This is a genomic window from Staphylococcus sp. Mo2-1, assembly GCF_046721385.1.
GTDB classification, from domain to species: Bacteria; Bacillota; Bacilli; order Staphylococcales; family Staphylococcaceae; genus Staphylococcus; species Staphylococcus equorum_A.
On sequence record NZ_JBEUUK010000001.1, the window covers coordinates 2,601,685 to 2,621,508 of the forward strand.

The 19,824-nt window shown below is 32.2% G+C and carries 16 protein-coding genes and 4 pseudogenes; 7 read left to right on the plus strand and 13 right to left on the minus strand.

Annotated features, from left to right (window positions below):
* Positions 1-282: 282 nt before the first annotated feature.
* Positions 283-1,118, minus strand: a pseudogene (locus ABLV95_RS13225) (aldo/keto reductase).
* Positions 1,119-1,383: 265 nt separating this feature from the next.
* Positions 1,384-1,482 (minus strand): type I toxin-antitoxin system Fst family toxin, encoded by a 99-nt coding sequence (locus ABLV95_RS13230; RefSeq protein ID WP_141714367.1) that lies wholly within the window; start codon positions 1,480-1,482, stop codon positions 1,384-1,386.
* A 260-nt stretch (positions 1,483-1,742) separates the two neighbouring features.
* Here ABLV95_RS13230 and ABLV95_RS13235 point away from each other — a divergent pair.
* The 3 genes and pseudogenes from ABLV95_RS13235 to ABLV95_RS13245 all read left to right on the plus strand — a co-directional run bounded on the left by ABLV95_RS13235 (position 1,743) and on the right by ABLV95_RS13245 (position 5,616).
* A pseudogene (locus ABLV95_RS13235) lies at positions 1,743-3,165 on the plus strand (APC family permease).
* A gap of 347 nt (positions 3,166-3,512) precedes the next feature.
* Positions 3,513-4,133, plus strand: a complete 621-nt coding sequence (locus ABLV95_RS13240; protein ID WP_460872240.1) for a hypothetical protein — start codon at positions 3,513-3,515, stop codon at positions 4,131-4,133.
* A gap of 151 nt (positions 4,134-4,284) precedes the next feature.
* Positions 4,285-5,616, plus strand: coding sequence for a TcaA NTF2-like domain-containing protein (locus ABLV95_RS13245; protein WP_427705675.1), 1,332 nt, complete (start codon positions 4,285-4,287; stop codon positions 5,614-5,616).
* Positions 5,617-6,073: 457 nt separating this feature from the next.
* On the opposite strand, the gene ABLV95_RS13250 is transcribed toward ABLV95_RS13245, so the two are convergent.
* Positions 6,074-6,382 carry a hypothetical protein gene (locus ABLV95_RS13250; protein WP_277595565.1) on the minus strand — a complete coding sequence of 103 codons (309 nt, stop codon included), beginning with the start codon at positions 6,380-6,382 and terminating at the stop codon, positions 6,074-6,076.
* A 644-nt stretch (positions 6,383-7,026) separates the two neighbouring features.
* Between ABLV95_RS13250 and ABLV95_RS13255 the strand changes: the two genes are divergently transcribed.
* Together ABLV95_RS13255 and ABLV95_RS13260 are read left to right on the plus strand one after the other, a co-directional pair.
* On the plus strand, positions 7,027-7,827 hold the full coding sequence (locus ABLV95_RS13255) for a Cof-type HAD-IIB family hydrolase (RefSeq protein WP_460872241.1): 801 nt from the start codon (positions 7,027-7,029) through the stop codon (positions 7,825-7,827).
* Positions 7,828-7,936: 109 nt separating this feature from the next.
* The gene (locus ABLV95_RS13260; protein WP_370736930.1) at positions 7,937-9,313 is read left to right on the plus strand and encodes an MFS transporter; all 1,377 of its coding nucleotides are present in this window, start codon (positions 7,937-7,939) and stop codon (positions 9,311-9,313) included.
* 54 nt (positions 9,314-9,367) lie between these two features.
* Here the strand turns inward: ABLV95_RS13260 and ABLV95_RS13265 are convergent.
* From ABLV95_RS13265 to ABLV95_RS13285, 5 genes and pseudogenes are all read right to left on the minus strand, one after another.
* Positions 9,368-9,983: pseudogene (locus ABLV95_RS13265) on the minus strand (flavodoxin family protein).
* Between the two features lie 73 nt (positions 9,984-10,056).
* On the minus strand, positions 10,057-10,764 hold the full coding sequence (locus ABLV95_RS13270) for a peroxiredoxin (protein WP_069817382.1): 708 nt from the start codon (positions 10,762-10,764) through the stop codon (positions 10,057-10,059).
* The gene (locus ABLV95_RS13275) at positions 10,754-11,146 is read right to left on the minus strand and encodes a hypothetical protein (protein WP_069817384.1); all 393 of its coding nucleotides are present in this window, start codon (positions 11,144-11,146) and stop codon (positions 10,754-10,756) included. Before ABLV95_RS13275 ends, ABLV95_RS13270 begins: the two co-directional genes overlap by 11 nt.
* A gap of 328 nt (positions 11,147-11,474) precedes the next feature.
* The gene (locus tag ABLV95_RS13280; RefSeq protein ID WP_460875956.1) at positions 11,475-12,623 is read right to left on the minus strand and encodes an alcohol dehydrogenase catalytic domain-containing protein; all 1,149 of its coding nucleotides are present in this window, start codon (positions 12,621-12,623) and stop codon (positions 11,475-11,477) included.
* Positions 12,624-12,857: 234 nt separating this feature from the next.
* Positions 12,858-14,546, minus strand: a complete 1,689-nt coding sequence (locus tag ABLV95_RS13285; protein WP_427705669.1) for a CocE/NonD family hydrolase — start codon at positions 14,544-14,546, stop codon at positions 12,858-12,860.
* 170 nt (positions 14,547-14,716) lie between these two features.
* On the opposite strand from ABLV95_RS13285, the gene ABLV95_RS13290 reads away from it, so the two are divergent.
* Positions 14,717-15,088 carry a TetR/AcrR family transcriptional regulator gene (locus tag ABLV95_RS13290; protein ID WP_460872242.1) on the plus strand — a complete coding sequence of 124 codons (372 nt, stop codon included), beginning with the start codon at positions 14,717-14,719 and terminating at the stop codon, positions 15,086-15,088.
* Positions 15,051-15,305 carry a TetR-like C-terminal domain-containing protein gene (locus ABLV95_RS13295; RefSeq protein WP_460872854.1) on the plus strand — a complete coding sequence of 85 codons (255 nt, stop codon included), beginning with the start codon at positions 15,051-15,053 and terminating at the stop codon, positions 15,303-15,305. The genes ABLV95_RS13290 and ABLV95_RS13295 overlap by 38 nt, the downstream gene beginning before the upstream one ends.
* 737 nt (positions 15,306-16,042) lie before the next feature.
* Here ABLV95_RS13295 and ABLV95_RS13300 read toward each other — a convergent pair.
* From ABLV95_RS13300 to ABLV95_RS13320, 5 genes and pseudogenes are all read right to left on the minus strand, one after another.
* On the minus strand, positions 16,043-17,542 hold the full coding sequence (locus ABLV95_RS13300) for a flotillin family protein (protein ID WP_427705665.1): 1,500 nt from the start codon (positions 17,540-17,542) through the stop codon (positions 16,043-16,045).
* A gap of 109 nt (positions 17,543-17,651) precedes the next feature.
* A complete protein-coding gene (locus tag ABLV95_RS13305; RefSeq protein ID WP_069817396.1) occupies positions 17,652-17,891 on the minus strand; it encodes a DUF3923 family protein in 240 nt (79 codons plus the stop codon).
* A gap of 110 nt (positions 17,892-18,001) precedes the next feature.
* Positions 18,002-18,262: a hypothetical protein gene (locus ABLV95_RS13310; RefSeq protein WP_069817398.1), complete on the minus strand. Its 261-nt coding sequence runs from the start codon at positions 18,260-18,262 to the stop codon at positions 18,002-18,004.
* A gap of 26 nt (positions 18,263-18,288) precedes the next feature.
* A complete protein-coding gene (locus ABLV95_RS13315) occupies positions 18,289-18,537 on the minus strand; it encodes a hypothetical protein (protein ID WP_069817400.1) in 249 nt (82 codons plus the stop codon).
* A 512-nt stretch (positions 18,538-19,049) separates the two neighbouring features.
* A pseudogene (locus tag ABLV95_RS13320) lies at positions 19,050-19,824 on the minus strand (ABC transporter permease).

Below are 19,824 nucleotides of genomic sequence, written 5' to 3' on the forward strand. Positions count from 1 at the left end.
ACGAAATCAAAAGTTGAAATTTGATTTCGTATTATCGCTCCTATCAGACTGCTACTGTGTAATTGTTAGTTGGTACTTTTTGTGCACGCTTTCCGAGGGCACAGCCTTAGCCTGTAGTCTTCGGCTGATGCTTTCCTCACAGGAGGCGGTCCAAATCACTGGCATTTTAAAACAATGAACAAACATTTAAAGTTATATAGTAACCCAAAGTACAACTTTTTGAGTTCTTTACACATTGGGTTTGTTTACGTTCTGTTACAACATCATATATTTGTATTTTTGTTAACCATTTAATTCTAATGGATTAGGTCCAATTCTCTTATTTTCGTTTAATGCATCAATACGTTCCATTTGATTAGTTGATAATGAGAAATCAAAGATATTAATGTTTTCTTCTATTCTATGAGGTGTAATTGATTTTGGAATTGTTACGACACCATGTTCAATATTCCATCTAATAACAACTTGTGCTCGGAGATTTTCCAATTTCTTCTGCAATCGCATTGATTGTTTCATCTGTTAAAATCTCCGCGTTCATTAGTGGAGACCATGACTCCATGTATATAGATTCAGTATCTAAGTAAGTTCTCAATTCTTGTTGTGTGAAGTAGGGATGAAATTCGACTTGATTGATGACAGGTTTAATAGAAGTTTGTGATTTTAACACTTCTAAATGCTCCATATTGAAGTTACTTACACCAATATTTTTAACTTTGCCTGATTCGTATAGAGCTTCCATACCTTTCCAAGTTTCAATCATGACAGACTCATCTGTACCCGGCCAATGAATAAGGTAAAGATCTAAGTAGTCTAGACCTAAGTTATCTATAGAAGTTTGATATCCTTGTTCTACATTGTCTTTGCCAAAGTTATCAAACCAAAGTTTTGATGTAATAAATAAATCTTTTCTTTGAATACCGGCTGCAGACCATACCTTCTTGTATACCACGGCCGACCATTTCTTCGTTTCCGTAAACTAATGCGGCATCAATACTGCGATAACCGTTGATAATTGCATGCTTCACTGCATCTTTTGCAGTGTCATCATTTTCTACTCTAAAAACACCTAAACCAAGTTGAGGCATAGTATTACCATTATGAAAATCAATATATTGCATAGTTATTCTCCTTTTACTGTGTTTGATTTCAAAATATTTTCAAACAATGTTTATATTAGTTATATTACCGATGATTAAGTAAAAATGTAAGTACGCACTTTAAAGTAACCTAGGTATCTATTTTATGAATAATCATATTTTTAATTGATTTTTAAGATTGCTGTGATTATAATATAGGTATAAAAAATGTTACCATTTAGTTCACCAAGCCCTCACTATTGCCTATAATAGTGAGGGCTTTTTATGGTGTGGCTTACGTTATCGCCTATTGTTTTTCGCCACGATTACGAAGCCATTGCGTAAACATGGCAATGATGCAACCACTGATGATTGTGGCTAAGACATTTATAAAAAATGCTACCATTATTCAGCTCACCTCCTCTCAACGTCTAAATTGACGCCTGAGAGATAGGCGACATCCATATTATATACTAGAAATGCTGTGCTTTTATCATATGTTTGAGCTTGTCACTTTATCTTCAAATATTTCCTCAATTATACAAATTACCACAAATATCATTATCAATTTATTTAATTTCTTCTTAAAACAACATGTACATTGTATTCGAAAATCATTATACTTAAGAACATGTTTATTTTTAAAACAACAAGGAGTTAGACAAAATGAGTATCATTAAAAGAGTATTTCGGAAAGAAGATTTATCCCGTTATCAAAATAAAGATTCAAATTTAGAACGTACACTTCGTGTGAGAGACTTTTTAGCATTAGGTGTCGGAACGATTGTATCGACTGCTATTTTTACATTACCAGGTGTTGTTGCTCGCAGATCATACAGGACCAGCTGTAACACTTTCATTTTTAGTATCAGCAATAGTAGCGGCACTCGTTGCTTTTGTATATGCAGAGATGGCTTCAGTGATGCCATTTGCAGGTTCGGCTTATACTTGGATTAGTATATTATTCGGAGAGTTTTTTGGTTGGATAGTAGGATGGGCGCTCATTGCAGAGTATATTATTGCAGTTTCTTTTGTAGCGTCAGGTTTTTCAGCCAATTTAAGAGGGCTTTTAGACCCCTTCGATATATCATTGCCAAACGCATTATCCAATTCACTTGGAACTAACGGTGGCATAATGGATATTATTGCAGCAATTGTAATTATTATCACAGCACTCTTGTTAGCGAGAGGTGCATCAGAAACAGCACGCGTACAAAATATACTTGTTGTGTTAAAAATATTAGCGATTTTCTTATTTCTTATTGTAGGTTTATCAGTTATTAATCTTGGAAACTACATACCGTTTATTCCTGAATATAAAGAAACAGCAACAGGTGCCTTTGGTGGTTGGCAAGGTATTTACGCAGGAAGTTCGGTTATTTTCATTGCTTATATCGGTTTTGATTCTATTGCGGCTAATTCTGGAGAAGCAATTAACCCACAGAAAACAATGCCTCGAGGTATCTTAGGATCACTACTTATTGCAGTTGGATTATTTGTTGCTGTATCACTCGTATTAGTAGGTATGTTTGATTACTCAGCATACAAAGATAACGCAGAACCAGTAGGTTGGGCATTACGTATGAGTGGACACGGCACAGTTGCTGTTATCGTACAGGCTGTCTCAGTTATAGGTATGTTTACGGCACTTATTGGTATGATGCTTGCCGGTTCACGTTTACTTTATTCATTTGGCCGTGATGGCATTCTTCCGTCTTGGTTAGGGAAGTTAAATACCAAGAATCAACCTAATCGTTCTTTAGTCATACTAACAATTGTGGCAGTCATTATCGGATCTGTATTTCCATTTGGATTTTTAGCGGAATTGATTTCAGCAGGTGCGCTCGTCGCATTCATGTTTGTGACAATTGGAATTTATGCATTACGCAAAAGAGAAGGTAAAGATTTACCAGAACCAGCATTTAAATTACCATTTTACCCTGTTATGCCGATTTTTATATTTATCTGTGTATTTGCAGTGTTTTGGGGATTAAGCGGACAAGCTAAATTCTATACATTGATTTGGTTTATTATTGGTATTGTATATTATTTATTTTATGCCATTAAGATGAATGGTCAGCAGAAATAGATAGCTTATAGTTTAAAAATTACTTTTAATGAAAAGACTCCGGATCTAGATGATTAGATTCGGAGTTATTTTTGTGCAGAAATAGATAATCTATAAGTAAAAGTAAAAAACATATAGAGTGACGAATTAACTTAGTTTTACCTTACATGTTTAAACTTTATTTAGACAAAACCTCAAAAACACTTCTATAATTTTTTTAAATAGTTCATAATCATTATTTTTATTTTAAAATTTTTAGATTAATTTAATTTCGTACATAAATTAAAATATTTTTCAAAAATAAACAGAAATTATATATAGAAATATGATAAAATTTAATTTAAATACATAAATAAGGGGTGTTTGATATGAATTGTCCTAATTGTGGTGCAACTGCTCAAAATGAAGACTTATTTTGTGGAGAATGTGGAACAAAATTACAAAATGATTTCACTGAACCTACAAATAAAAATTCTAGTCAAAATGATAATGATGACAAAATTCAAAATTTCAAAAAAAGTATGAATGATTATACGAGTGACACTTTAAGCGAAAGTAAAAGATTTTTTGGGAATGTTTTCACTGGTTTAGATAACGAAATAGCTTCTAAATATGTTTATTCTTATAAGCTCTTAATGTCATTAGTTGGTGGAGGATTGATTATACTATTGTTATTTTCACTTTTTCTAGTACCTGGTGAAGTAGCATATTTGGGGATAACTAAAAGTAGTATTATATTTAAAATTCTAATCTATTCATTGATTGCTTTATTAATACTGTTTGGAATTACTATTGGAATTATGAAGATTTTAAATATAAAAGAAGATGTACATAAAATACTCTCAGATTTTATAGCTTTTAATACATACGCTGTAATATTTATACTTTTAGGACTTTTATTTATCCTTATAAAAGTGGCAAGTTTTGCGAGCATTCCTAATTGTAATTGGAATACTATTATTTGTTGTTTCGCCAATTTATTTGATTAGTAAATATAGTAATTATAATAAACTTCGTATACCTACAATTTATGGTATTATTGTTTATTTTATTATATTAGCTATAATAACTCGAATAATCGTTGAAAGTAGTATATCAGGCTCTTTAAATCTTATTCAAACATTGGTAGGAGGGTAATATATGAAGTATTGTAAAAAATGTGGAGCTCCTTTAAATGAAAATCAAAAGAACTGTACAAAGTGTGGAGAACAAATTAAACAGGAAACAAAAACACCAAAAAATAATAAAAAGTTAATAATGATTATAAGTATTATTGTAATAATATTTATTCTGTTATTTACATTATACAAAATAATTGAATCAACTATATCGCCTGTAAATGAAGCTAAGACAATTTCTGAAGATATCAAAAAAGGAAAACATAAAAATTTATCTAATAATTTAGTGTTTAATGATCGCAATTTAAGTAAAGAAGAGTCCAAAGCTTTTTATGATTATATTGTAGAATCTGATAGCCCAGATAGAGTTGCAAACGAAATTGAAAGTAATGTTAAAGAGATGCAAAAAAATAATACGGAATATACTTCTATTGACATTAATGATTCTGAAGTAATACATGTTAAAAAAAATGGCAAAAAATATGGCATTTTTGATAATTATGATTTTGAAGTAGCTAAAGAAACGGTTTCCATTTATCCTGATTCTGATGGTACTATTGCATATCAGTATAATGATAAAAAGCATAAAATCAAACTGTCTGAAGAAAATGAAAAAGTATTTGCTACACTACCAATTGGTAATTATAAGCTAAAAGCAGATAAAAATATCGATGATAAAAAGTTTGAGGGCCACCTCATTATCAATATGTCTGATGATAATGAAGTTACTGAAGATTTTAACGCAAAATATTTAGATGTGAGTATTGATGCCGAAGATGTTGATGATACTTCAACTATTGAAGTTTATGTTAATGATGAGAAAAAAGCATCTTATGATGAGGTAAATGAATATTTATTTGGTCCACTTTTACCGGATAAAAAACAAGAAGTATATGCTCAAGCTGAGGTAGATAATAAAAAATTCAAATCAAATGTAGTTAAAGTACCAAAAATGAAAGATACTACTGATCCAATTAATATAGATTTAGTATTTGATGATAACGAAATAAAAGAACGACAAGAAAATGCAGAAGTTAAAGAAGAAGTACAAACATTTATAGAAGATTACACAGATGCCTTAAACGAAGCTTATGAAGAAGAAGAGTATATGTATATATCTAGTTATATTAAAAGTGACAGTGATACAGCTGACCACATGGAAGAAGTTGTAACATCAGGAAGTGAGGCAGAATATTCTGATCCTAAAGTTACAAAATATAATAAGGATGGTAATACTGTAACGATTGAAGTTGAAAAACAAGATAAGAATGGAAAAAATATTAAATCTCAATACGTTTTAGATTATGATGATGATATATCTGATTTTGAAATAAAAAGTTATACAGATATTTAATTGCATTTTATGTATTTAAAAATATTTATGCTAAATGATATGTTTCTTTTGTTTTGAAGTGGTGTTTGCGAGCATATATAACCAACTTTAAATTTAATAAGGTTAAAGACGGAGGGTATGCATTTATATGACTAATAAAGACAAAAAAAGAAAATTTGATAAAGAAGATAAATTTAGCATTATGACTATTATCTTAGATGTATTACTCTCAATAATTAGAGGTATAATTACTGTGATAAAAAACATATTTTCATAACAATACCCAATAAAAAGCGCTTAACAGTTTGTTCTCTGTTAGGCGCTTTTAACTTTTTTATTTTAATGATTCATAGTTATCTTTCTTTTTCTTATTCATAGCTTTAACAAAAATAGGATAAAAAAGTAATAAAAAAATGACTAACATTTTAGGTAACATGTGTGACTTCCTCCTTTGATTTCATGTAATATACAAAAATTCTTAACTAATAAATACATTTATGATAAGCATAGCTAGACCAAAGTAAATATAAATCGGTTTAACTTTATTTTTACCTAATAGAGAAAGTTGAATCATTGCTATTCCTAATAATATTAAAGTTCCTTCAAAATTTGACAGTTCAATAATTTTTAAAAGCCCTATGACTGCAAATATAATTAATAAAACACTATTTAACATTAAAAACATAGCAGTTATTTTCTTCTTTAATCCTTCTGACTCGTTACGATCTATGAATAAAAACCACAAACTTATGGCAATACCATAAACCAGTGAAAGTATTGCTATCATATTTTTAATCTCCTTAGCTACATTTATTATGTTATCCATCATCATTCTTTTTTGTTTTTAAAAAGACAAAGCAATTATAGACAGAAATTACCCAGGAAATACTTACAAATATAAGTATTATATAGTCTTTATCAGTAATAAATTTGGGCACAGTAATAGTTACTATTTTCATTTTATATAATATCTTTGACGCTTTTAACTATTCTCCGAATTATTACGCTTTTTTGGAGCGACGATATCACTTAAGATACCGATAGCGACAAAGCTTAATACGAATGCTAGTGACCAACCAGAAGAAATCCAGTCAGTCGACAGTAATAATATGCCGTAAACGATGGCGTATATAATTAGCCCTATATGTATGTAAAACCTTAATTTATTTTTATTCATATGTTAAAACCTCTCCACAATATGCTATGTAATTTAGTATCCCAGTAAATGACTGTTTAAAACACTTTATATTTAAATTAACACATATTATTTCAACTTTATACTTTATTTTGAATATATATCTAAAAAATAAAGTTTTAATGTGACGAAAAAGATTCTACCCACGAAAAATATGAACAAGTCGATATAAATATTATCGTTTTCATTTATAAACCGATACAATTATCTTAATTATGGTTAAAGGGGAATTTATAATGGATATTAAACTGGTTGTTGCGGACATGGATGGCACATTTTTAAATAATGATAGTCAATTTAATAGTGAATCGTTCCAATTATTAAAAGAGAATTGCGAGAAACACAATATTCGGTTTGTATTTTGTACGGGGAAACAGTGTGAGCGTGTCGAGAGTATTATTGGGGATTTAGCACAAAATACGTTTATCGTAGGAGATAGCGCAACAAGAATTAAATTTAACGGTGATTTTATTTATAATGCCACGATTGAAAATAAGAAAGCTAAAGAAATTATACAAGTGATCAAAGATATTGATCCAACGCAAACGGTACTTGCATGCACCGCATCAGGCGCGTATGTCTTACAAGACACACTAGAATCAGAGAAGAAATTGGTACATGGATCGTTCCAAAATGTAATTTATATTAATAATTATGACGAAATTGAAGAAGATATTTTAAAAATTTCTGTGCATGATGCAACAGGTAAGTGTAAAGAGACTGCTAATCAAATTAAACACTATGAGTCGGAGGTTTATATCATCGCATCTGATGAAGAATGGATTGATATTGCAGATTTGGGAGTTAACAAGGGAACGACAATTAACCGAATTCAAAGTTTACTGCAAATCAGCCCTTCAGAAACTATTGCATTTGGCGATGGATTAAATGATATTGATTTATTTAAAGCGACGAAATATAAAGTGGCCATGGATAATGCTTACCCAGAGTTGAAAGCAGAGGCCAATTTAATAGCAATAAATAATAATGCTGATGGCGTAGTACAAACATTGAATTTATTATTAAATTTTAAATAATAAAAATATATAATAGTTTTTAACATTAAGTAGTTAATTCTGTGATATTATCTATCTAGTGCATATGTTTTTTTAAACATATGAATTATATAAGATGGAGGCATAGAACATCATGAGTACGAAGCAACAATCGGGCAACAAATTAATTTTAGCTATTGTATTAAGTGTATTAACGTATTGGCTGTTTGCTCAATCGTTTATAAATATATCTACCCCAGTGCAACAAACATATCAAACAACGTCTGGTATTATTAATTTGTCAGTGAGTATTACATCTTTCGCAACTGGTATCTTTATGGTAGGCGCAGGTGATGTGTCAGACAAAATAGGAAGACTCAAAATGACCTATTTGGGTATCATTTTAAGTATTATCGCCTCGTTATTAATCATTATTTCGGATATTACGGCACTACTTATTATAGGAAGAATCATTCAAGGTATATCAGCAGCCATACTCTTACCCGCAACAGTAGGTGTGCTGAAAGATCAATTTGAAGGCAAGGATTTACGTAAAGCGATTAGTTACTTAATGATCGGGACTGTTGGAGGCGTAGGTATTGCTTCATTGGTTGGTGGATTTATCGCTACATATATCAATTGGCAGTCTAACTTCATCTTGTCTATTATCATCGCTATCCTAGCATTTGTGCTATTACTTGGCACGAAAGAAGAAGCTAAGGAAGTTATCGATAATCGACCATTCGACTATATAGGTATGTTAATCTTTGCTGTTTTAATAGGAAGTATCACCTTATTTGCAACGCAAGGCTTTGAACAAGGCTGGACGAGTCCTTTTTCAATTATTTGTGGTAGTGTATTTATTATTTCTATAATTGTATTTTACTTTTTTGAACGTCGAAAGCGCGCCCCATTTATTGATTTTGCATTATTCCGTAACCGTGGGCTCGTTGGGTCTTCTTTGGTTAACTTTGTACTTAATACAGGTATAGGGGTAACAACAGTATTTAATATGTATGCTCAGACAGAATTGGGCTTAACGCCGTTTCAATCAGGTTTAGTGACAGTGCCGTATGTCATCATGGCAGTGTTAATGGTTCGCTTAGGGGAAAAAATATCACTGCGTCATGGCGGTAAACCAATGTTACTTGTAGGACCATTATTTCCTGCAATAGGCATTATTTTCGCCAGTTTAACCGTATTGCCATCTGACTGGTATATTGCATCTGTAACATTTGGTTTTGTTATTTTTGCTATTGGCAACGGTTTATGTGCGACACCTGGTTTAACTGTAGCTATTTTAACGATTCCAGATGAAAAAATTGGCCTAGCTTCAGGTCTGTATAAAATGACTTCTTCACTTGGTGGGGCGTTTGGCATTGCAATGAATACGACAATATTTGCTGCGGTACAAGTGACACATAGTGCAAGCGTGGCAGCGACTTGGTCTTTCATGGCTAGTATCATGTTAATGATTATTGGTGTGATTTTAGCGCAGATCATTATACCAAAAAATATAAAAGCTTAAACACTACGAGAAAAAGCCAGTTGCTGCTATGCAACTGGCTTTTGACATTGTATTTTATAATTGGTTACCTTCATTAGGAATAGGGTAATCCTTGAAAATTTTGGCTAAGTGCATTGTATTATAGGCGAGCATTTCAACGTGTTTTTTGGTAAATTCATTTACGTGCTCGATGTCTAAATAAGAAGGGCCTGGACCAGCTTCGCCAACCCAATAAGCGTCAACATTTGGAGGTACTGTTAAGCCAATATGAGATAGGGCGTATAGGATTGAGGCAGCTGCATTTTTTGCGCCATCTTCGTTACCAGTAACAATGGCACCACCCACTTTATTATAAAAAGGATTGACCACGCTCGTTGGTTAAACTTGTGCTACCATAAAGGCGTTCAATGGCAAGCGTTGCGATACTACTTTTTTCACCTAGCCATAAAGGCGTACCAATAATTAAAATATCTGCATTTTTAATTTTTTCTAAAATGAGAGGCCATTCGTCTCCGTTGCCCATATCATCAGAAATGCCATAAGAAATATTATAATCACTTAATCGAATCATCTCACTCGTTACATTTTCTTTATGATAGATGTCAGTGACTTCTTGCGCTAACCCTTCTGTATTGGATAGTTCATCACCATGTTTTAGAGATGCATTTAAAATAATTGCTTTCAAGGTCATAACTTAGCCTCCATTTTTATATTTTCGTCTTGAACATGAGCTAGAAGTAATAACACATTTTCTTGGAGTAGGACTAATTGTTATATAAAAATGGGTTATAAAATTTTTTAGAGCTTTGTTCAGCATCTTTTTCACAATAATACCAATTTTTACAGTCATAATTGGAATCTTTCATTCGTTTTTTAGCATCTTCAAGCGTTTCTGGTGGGGCAGCTAATAAATTATCTCCCTTTTTCCAATTAGCAGGTGTGTTATCTCCTGTTTCATCAGAAATCTTAATCGCTCTAGTAACACGTAAGAGTTCATCGATATTACGACCGGTAGTCATTGGATAGTAAATCATAGCACGGACCACAGCATCGTCATCGATAATAAATACTGCTCTTGAGCTTTCGGTATTATGCGATTCAGGCGCCAACATACCATAGGTTTCTGATATTACCTTGTTGGAATCTGAAATAAGTGGGAACTCAATTTGCACATCAAAAGACTCTTCGATACTGTTTAACCATGCCACATGTGACGCAAGACTATCTACACTTAAACCAACCAGTTTCACACCTAAATCTTGAAATTCCGAATATTGATTTTGTAACGCTACAAACTCCGAAGTACAAACTGGCGTAAAATCAGCTGGATGAGCAAATAAAAGCACCCAGTCATTTTTATAATCATCTAAAGTTATTTCCCCTTGTGTGGATTGACCTTTAAAAAATGGGGCTTTTTCTCCAATGCGTGGTAGACGTTGTGTTTCGGAATGTAAATCTGAATTAAGTGGCATGTACATCACCTACAGTAGAAGGGTGGTTGAAAAATTTCACTTGCATTTTATTTATATTCAAATTAAATAATGGCGTAGTTTGATTACCAACAATTTTGAATTCTGTCTTAAGATAAGAATTATTTTGAGCAAAAGAATATTTCACTATATATTTATCGCCATCTTTAAAATACTCGTATTTGTAAAAAGTAGTTACTAAACGTGTGAGTTTTTTTAAGTATTTATCTTTTATATAACGATTTACACCAAGGTGACCTGTTTTTATATATAGTTTTTTTCTTAAAAGAGATAAATCTTTAGGGCATAATAAACTACAAAATAACTCTGGGTCTTTTTTAATAATACTTTTTATAAAATCTTCTATACATTGTTCTATTTTCATAATTATCACACCTAAACTTTGAATTTTATATCTTAGCTTTGGAATTGAAAATTTAAAACTGTAATGGAAATTGTTAAAAAGGTTAAAAAAGGGCGTTTATACAAAATAATATATTAAGTCGTTTGTGTATTAGACATGAATTTAAAAAGTTATATTGAAGATTGAGAAAAATTACTGCTATGGTGTATATATTCCACAAAATTAATATATTAAACTTTTTACAATAATTATGTATTATATTTATTGTTTTGTGTAACAAATAAAAATATCTCCCCAATTCTATTTGAATTGAGGAGACATTCATAGTCGTATTAATTTTTTATTTTGTTTAAGGTTTTAAAATCACTTTAATATTATTATCTTTTTTCTGGTCGAATATTTCATAAGCTTCTGCCGCTTTATCTAATGGCATCGTATGTGTAAGAATGTCAGTTGGATCAAATGTACCTTCACGAATCATCTCATATAATTTCGGCATAAGGTGAATCACAGGTGCTTGACCGGTCTTAACTTGGACATTACGGTTAAAAATCAGATTTAGTGGGAAATCATCGGTTGGTGTTGCGTAGATACCTGTTAATTGAATTGTACCGAATTTACTTACAGCTTCTGCCGCAGTATCAATGGGACTGATTGTGCCGCGTTGTGCAGAATCTGGACTCAAGTCACGTTCAGATGCTTTGACTTGGCCATCCATGCCTACGCAATCGATCACAATATCCGCACCACCATGTGTAGTATCACGCAGTAATTTACCGATTTCTTTTTCTTTATCAAAATTATAGGTTTCGACTTGGTTATATTCCTTGGCATGTTGCAGTCTGTGCTCAATATTATCTACAGCGATGACACGTTTTGCACCTTTAAGTTTTGCGAATTTTTGTGCCATAAGGCCAATTGGACCACAACCTAAGATGACAACTGTATCACCTGATTTAACGCCAGAATGCTCTACACTCCAATATGCAGTAGGTGCGACATCAGATAAAAATAAAACATCTTCATCTTTCATATCATTGTCTGGAACAATAAAAGAAGAAAAGTCTGCGTAAGGGACTCTTAAATACTCAGCTTGGCCGCCCCAATGGTTACCATGCATACTGCCGAAACCAAACAAACCACCATTATCCATTTGCCAATTGGCTTGCTCTTGATTTGAATTATCACACTGCGATTCCATTTCGTGATTGCAATAGTAACAATCACCACAGCCTATATTAAAAGGAATCACTACACGATCACCTTTTTTGAGTTTTTTAACGTCTTTACCAACTTCTTCAACGATACCCATAGGTTCATGACCAATGACAAATCCTGGGTCCATCATTAAATCACCTTGATGATATAAGTGTAAATCAGAACCACAGATGCCGGATGCCGTTATTTTAATAATAGCGTCTGTTGAATCTTCAATCTTTGGGTCGCTGACTTGCTTAACTTCCATTTGTTTTTGACCTTGAAAAGTAACAGCTTTCATAAATAACGCCTCACAATTTTTATAGAATTTCTCGTGATCAAGTGGCATAAATATAATCTGTTTCTTTCAATATATTCCCGTCGCCTATATGACTAAACTTTATGGACTTGTAAATTGAAATATAGTTCCATATAAAAAGCTTAATAGTACGTGTTTATGACCCAGTGATATCAATGTAAGTTTATAGACTCAAGAGCATAGAAAAATGAGCGTTACTAACATTGAAATGAAATATTAGTGATTTGGTATTATTGGTACAAGTAGATGTGAATCATAGTCGCCACCTGTATAAATGTTGTGTGTACCTTGATTGACTGTTTCGGTATGTTCATAACGTGTTTTAAGGCCAGGTGTGCTATTCCCTTTAACGACTTCACTTGCTTTGATGACAACTTGAATACTTTCGCCTTTTTTGAACAATGTACCGGATGGCAATATTTCAATTTCTACTGACACAATTTCATCGCCATTAAGTTTACGTTCGCTTTCATGTGTATGCCAAGGTTGTAGTGGTGTAGATTTGGTATTATCTCGTTCACGATGAGAAACACGTAGCCAACCCGTTGCGACTTGACCATGTTCGATATGATTAAAGTCTGGGAAGTTAACTTCTTCGCCTTGACGATTCACTTTTTTAATCCTAGCAAATAGATCCATATCATCTGCGTTATCTGCAGATACCCATAATTTTAATTTCATATTACCTGTAAGTTCAGTATCTTCTTCAAATATTTTGCTGAATCTTACTTCGTCGTTGTCTGCTACTTCACTATTATATGAAATTTTTGCAACGTCTTTAACTTTTGACGTATTTAATGTCATATTATGTCCATCTAAATATAAAGGCGTTGCTTCTGTATTTGGAAGCGGGTAGTTGGATGCTGATTTGATTTGGCCTTGATAAAATTTATCTCTGACTTCATAAGATACAGTTGGTGTATCTTGCCAATCATTTTTAATACCTTTTAAATAGTAATCAAAGAAGTCTTTTTGTTGTTCAAGTGATTCACGTGCATAATATGTTTCCCATTCTTTACGTCCATGAATTTTAAGCCATTTGTCTTTGGAACTTGCTTGTTTAAATCCTTCGAATGTACCTCTGTTATGCAATCCTTGTGTAGACCAACTTGCACAAACAAACATAGGTACTTGAATCGCTGATAAATTGGCTTGCTTTCCTTTCCAATAATCATCAAACCATGGATGGTCTTGCTGTACAGTTTTTAAATCTTCAATATCTGTGTCTGGCCATCTTGCGATAATACCTTCATACCAAAATCTATAAAAACCAGTATCAGGCATACCACCATGGAACGCTATTTCACGATACATATCGTTTAAGCCCTCCCAAGGAATCATCGCTTTTAAATGTGTTGGATTTAATGAAGCGACCCACCATTGTGTAACAGCTAAATAAGAAACACCATTTGTACCTACATTGCCATTACTCCATGATTGTCGGCCAGCCCATTCGATTACTTCGGCATAGTCTTTTGCTTCTGCTAGACCCCAAGGATATAAAGCACCCTTAGATTTCGCACTGCCACGTAATGCAACTTTCACCACGACGTAATCATTTGGTACCCAGAAACCAGGGTCAGGGGACTCTTCCGGCGTTATACTTGAAGTTGGAATGGGACCTAGTGTTGGCCATAATGCACCCATGTTCGTAATTTTAGGTTTGTTATCTTTACCGTATGTGTCTGCGGACATTACTACAGGAAATTGACCTGATTTATTAGGACGGATGACATTAACATATAGCTCTGCACCGTCTGACATTGGAACGATGATATCTTTTTCCATAATCATTTCTTGATTACCATATTGGATGCTATCGACTACGATATGGTTTGTACCTTCTGTAATATCTTCCATAGGTGTAGCTGTTAATTTTGGATTACCTAACATTTGTTTAGTCATAAATCATCATATCCTTTCTTGTATAAGGTAATACTTGTTTTTGAATACACGCTTACCCTAAACTTAAAATAATCGATAAACAACAAGCAGGGATGTGCTTTGTGTACGAAACTCAACAGTCTTTGTAGGATTGTCTATTAAAGAGAAACAAATGGAGGTGTGATACGTAAATGACTCAAGATCGTAGAGTAAGAAAATCACAGCAAGCGATAAAATCATCATTTTTACAATTATTGAAAGAAGTACGTTTTGAAGCTATCACGGTGCAACAACTTGCAGATTTAGCAGATATTAACCGTGGCACATTTTATGCGTATTATGTAGATAAATATGATTTATTAGAAAGTATGGAAAATGAAAAAATAGATGCCCTTCAAACATTTATTGAAAATCAACACAAAAAGGGTGCAGAAGAGGCACCATCAAGTGTGGTTGAAAGTATTATGTCTTATCTCGTTGAGCACATAGATGACAATATAAATTTCTATCAAACGATGTTTGCGATTGGTAAAGCGTCTATGCTCGCAAGAAAAAATATATAGACTTATTTATAATCATTTAAGTGCATATAAAGGGGAAGACAACAAAATTGGTAATATGCCATTTGATTATTTTATGAGTTATGTGTCAGGCGCAGGAATTTCAATATTAAAACATTGGGTTGAAGATGAGCACAGAATTACAAAAGAAGAATTTGTTCAGCATTTCTATAATATTGTGACTGTAGGAACTATTGGGATCGTAAAGCAGTCTATGTAAGGTGAACCGGCAGTGGTTAGTTGGAGCTATACGTGTGATTGAAGCGGGAAAAGATGGATATAAACGGCTATGCATGGAATGAACATGAAAAGCGTTTGAAGTGAGAATATAAAGTTAATATCCCGTCTCAGGATAAAATGAAAATAATAGATGTTATTGATAAAAGAATAGAGTTCGAAAAAGTCGAATTAAGAGGTAAGTAATTTTGCTTCTCGTGTTTATACGCAAGCGATTGCTACAGGGCAGGGGCATGGGATTATGTATTCTGACTAAGCTATCAAAGTTGTGAATTTAAAAATAATGATTTTATAGTAAACATTCTGATCATTTAATAAGTGCTAATATTACCCGCATATGTATCTTAAAAGTCATTGTATTTTAGAGATAGTTAAGTAAAAGGTTATTTACTTTTTATATATCATGTTTTTATGAAAAACAAAAACACATACAAAATATGTATGTGTTTTGATCGTGTGTATTAAATGGTTTTCTATTTAACTAATTTTAAAGATACATTAATTAACAGCCATATGAATTGTACAATAAATGGTATTACTAATAATCCAATAAGTAGCCAGAAAAATGAGTACACTTCTTTGTTATTAGCGTCGGATAATCCGTTGGACCAAGAATATAGTGACAATCCCAATATCACTAGAAGCCAAAATAAAGTTGCTACCGACCACAATATCCAAGAAAGTTTCATAATAATCCTCCATTTGCACTTATAAGTTCAATTATTGTTTTTCGTTGCTACTTACATCTTGTGTTTGATCGATATCATTTTTAAGCGCGGCTTCTTCATTTTCTAGATCATTATTCTTAGACATCTCATTTTGTTCAAAAGCATAAGTTTTCTTTTGATCTGAGACGTTCTCAAGCATCTTAGTTAAATTAAAACCAGTCATTTGGTTTAAACCTTCTTCAGCGTTAGCCATTTGAGCAATAATACCGTTTGATAAAGAATTAACACCATCACCGTTTCCCCCATCAAGAATACGGATATTCTCAACGTTAGATAATGGTTCAGCAATTGCTCTAGCAAACTCAGGCATTGTTTTAATCATCAATTCAGCTAACATAACGTCTTTATTTTTCGCAAGCGCATTTGCTCTTTCTCTTAAGCCATCTGCTTTTGCTTTTTCTTGTTCTCTAATAACTTCAGCTTCAGCTTTACCTTCCTTGATACGTGATTCGTAAGATGCTTCGGATTGTTTAATCATAATTGCCGCATCTGTTTCGGATTGTTGGCGGCGTACGTCATCTTTTTGACGTTGAATATGAACGTCATTCTCACGCTCCATTTGGATTAAGTGTAATTCGTTTTCTTTCTCAGTACGTTCAACATGCAATTGTTTTTCTTTAATTTCTAAAGCTCTAGATTCTTTCTCTAATTGACCAGAAGCTTCGGCTTGCGCTTGAGCTTTATTTGTTTCACTCAAGATTGATTGTTCTTTTAAATCTTTCTCTCTACGAGAATCAGCTACGTTCATTTGGCGAGAAATCTTTTCCTTCTCGGTTAATTCCGTATTTTCTGCTATTTTCATTTCAGTTTCTCGTGAAGCATCACTTTCAGCAATATCTGCCTTTTTCTTAATCTTAGCAATCTCAGGTTTACCTAAGTTTTCTAAGTAGCCTTCGTTGTCACTAATGTCAGATAGTCCTAATGAAGTAATACTAAAGCCCATATTGTTGAGTTGCCCTTGAGCAACCTCGGTTACTTTATTATTGAATGCTTCTCTGTCTGAGTTGATTTCTTCAACTGTCATTTTAGATAAGATAGCTCGTAAATTTGTATTCAAAACTTGCGATATTTCATCAGATACTTCATCTTTTGACTTGCCTAAGAATTGTTCAGCATATTTAACAATACCTTGTAATTGATCGGCAACTTTAACTGTAGCCACCGCCTCAGCTTCGATGCCAACACCGGCTTTAGTCCAAACAACAGGTGTTTTGATTTCTAACTGAAATGATTTTAGTGAAACTCGCGTTGATGATTGGAACATTTTCATTCTATAACCACCACCACGTACTACTCTCATGTGACGTCCTTCATCATCTTGATAAACATTGGACTCAGATTTTGGATCGCCGATGTTAGGTCCTGTAATGATTAAAGCTTCATTTGATGGAACTGTCTTAAATCTTGCTTTCATGTATAGGTACCAAATTAGACCTCCAAATACTACAAGTCCAATTATGGTAGCAATTGTAATTAATATAAATATATTCATATGGGTATTCTCCTAATTCTTTTTGAATTTAATAAACGTTACACATCTTTTAACGAATTTCGATATGATTTATCTTGTTTTTATTGATTTTGGAGTGACTTCGTTATTGTTAATGAACTACATTTTTGTTTTTTGAATAAATTAAATTTATGATTAACCATATGAGTTGCATTACGAAAGGTAGCAAGAAAAAAACAGCTAATATTGCTATGTTAATCCATTTAAGTTCAATTGTTTGAATAGCACCAGTAGCATCGACTTCTCTGAACCAAACCATAAATGATAGGATTAAAAACGCTGAAAATTCGAGTACGCTGACAATCCACCAAAAAATCCATGAAAATTTCATATTATCATCCTTTTATTATTAAATATTTCATTACATAACTAAGAAGCAAGCGCATCAAAATACATAAGGTTAGAATTAAATCAAACGTATAGTGAAAATTTAATAATTGGCTAGTTAGAATCAGTTTCTTTTTCAGTATTGAAAAACATATCGTAAATAAATGAAATAACGCCAAGTATAAAGCCAAGAACAATTAATCCATTTAAATTTTGACTATCGTATATATTAACCCAATCCAGATGACCTAACTTATTCCAATATTTATTAAGACTTAGATTAGGATTTATATAATTTAATAAAGTCGCTAATATAAAAGTGAACATAACAATGAAAATGAAATCTTTTATTGCGTCTAAAAATCTATGCTTCATACTTCATACCTCGTTTTTATACATATTTAGTATTTTTTATTCCATTTTTTTAGAACAGCTGACATCAAAGCACTTAGAAAAGTAATTAAAATTAATACACTCATGATAATTGAACTCGTACCACTGACAGTAAAGCCCATTTCGAAATTACCATTAGCGTCTGCATTTAAATAAAAATTCAAAATTACAATGATTATTGCTCCTATAAAAGCAATAATGCCCAGTAAATCAAAAGCTAATTTAGTATAAGGATATTGAATGTTTTTAGTTAACATATATATGTATTCCTTTCTTCTCATAAAATATCGTTTATTTATTGCTGTTTTTGTTTAAAAATACAACAAAATAACACATGCTTATAATCAGCCATGTGGCGATTATTGTGATACATAAAGTAATCATTTAAAGTGCCCCTTTATAAAACTACTTATTTTGATACTTTTCTACTTAATTGAGTTGTTGCCATATTTCAATGGAACTTTCTCTATAACGTAATTTCACCTCTTTATAAATCCGTTAGTAAAGTAATTGAAAACGGTCATTATAGTCGCAAATATAAATGACAATAATACTATTTTGATAATGGCGAAATCGCTTTTGAAAATCCATAAAACTATGCTTTCTAGTATAAAAAATATGGCTAGCATGAGTATAAAATATTTAAATAAATACATTAGAAGCTCTCTCCATCATATTCATTTTCTAACTTTCCTATTTAAAAACACGCGCTTAACATTATAAACGCGTGTTTAGTTAAATCACTTGTTACGAATTTTTGGGGTTAATCTTAAACGTTTTTCTTTTTGAAAACAAAAATAACGAGTACTAAGAAAATCACAATATAAACAATGTTACCGATAAAGAGTTCATGTAATTCCAATTTAGTGAAAGGTTTCATCATGTCGTTATCGATAATTTGAGAACTTAAATTCAACATATTAATCGGTAACCATTTTAGCCATTCCCATTGATCAATCAATGCGAATAATATGCCTGAAACAATAGAAATAGCGAAATAAAAGATGATGCCGATTGCGATAGAAACGCCAGGACTTTTGAAGATACAAGAGATGAGGAGCGTTAAGCTTAATAATAACCACATACCTACATAGTTACCTAAGCCTGTTAGCAACATTTCTTGTAAAAGTGAAAGATTATCACCCGTTTGTTTTAGGATATTTACATCAGAGAACATTGCTAAATTGATTATGACAGTAATAATCATGCTAAGCGCAAATATAATGACAGAGTAGATAAATAAAGCAATGAACTTACTGATAACAATGCTTGTTCTAGAATAATTTCTGTATAATAAGTTTTTAATTGTTCCATAATGAAATTCCATCGCTATAATCGTGCTCGGCTTGTATAATCATGAGGAAAAAGATCCATGAGAAGGAACTAAAACCTTGTTTAAACAACGATTTTGAACCCATGATATCAGGATAACTTTTACTTAATATAGCTAAACCAATCATTAGTATAAAAATGAGAATAGGTATGATGATTGATGATTTTTTCTTGAACATTTTAAATAGTTCTTGTTTGACGAGTGTTACCAT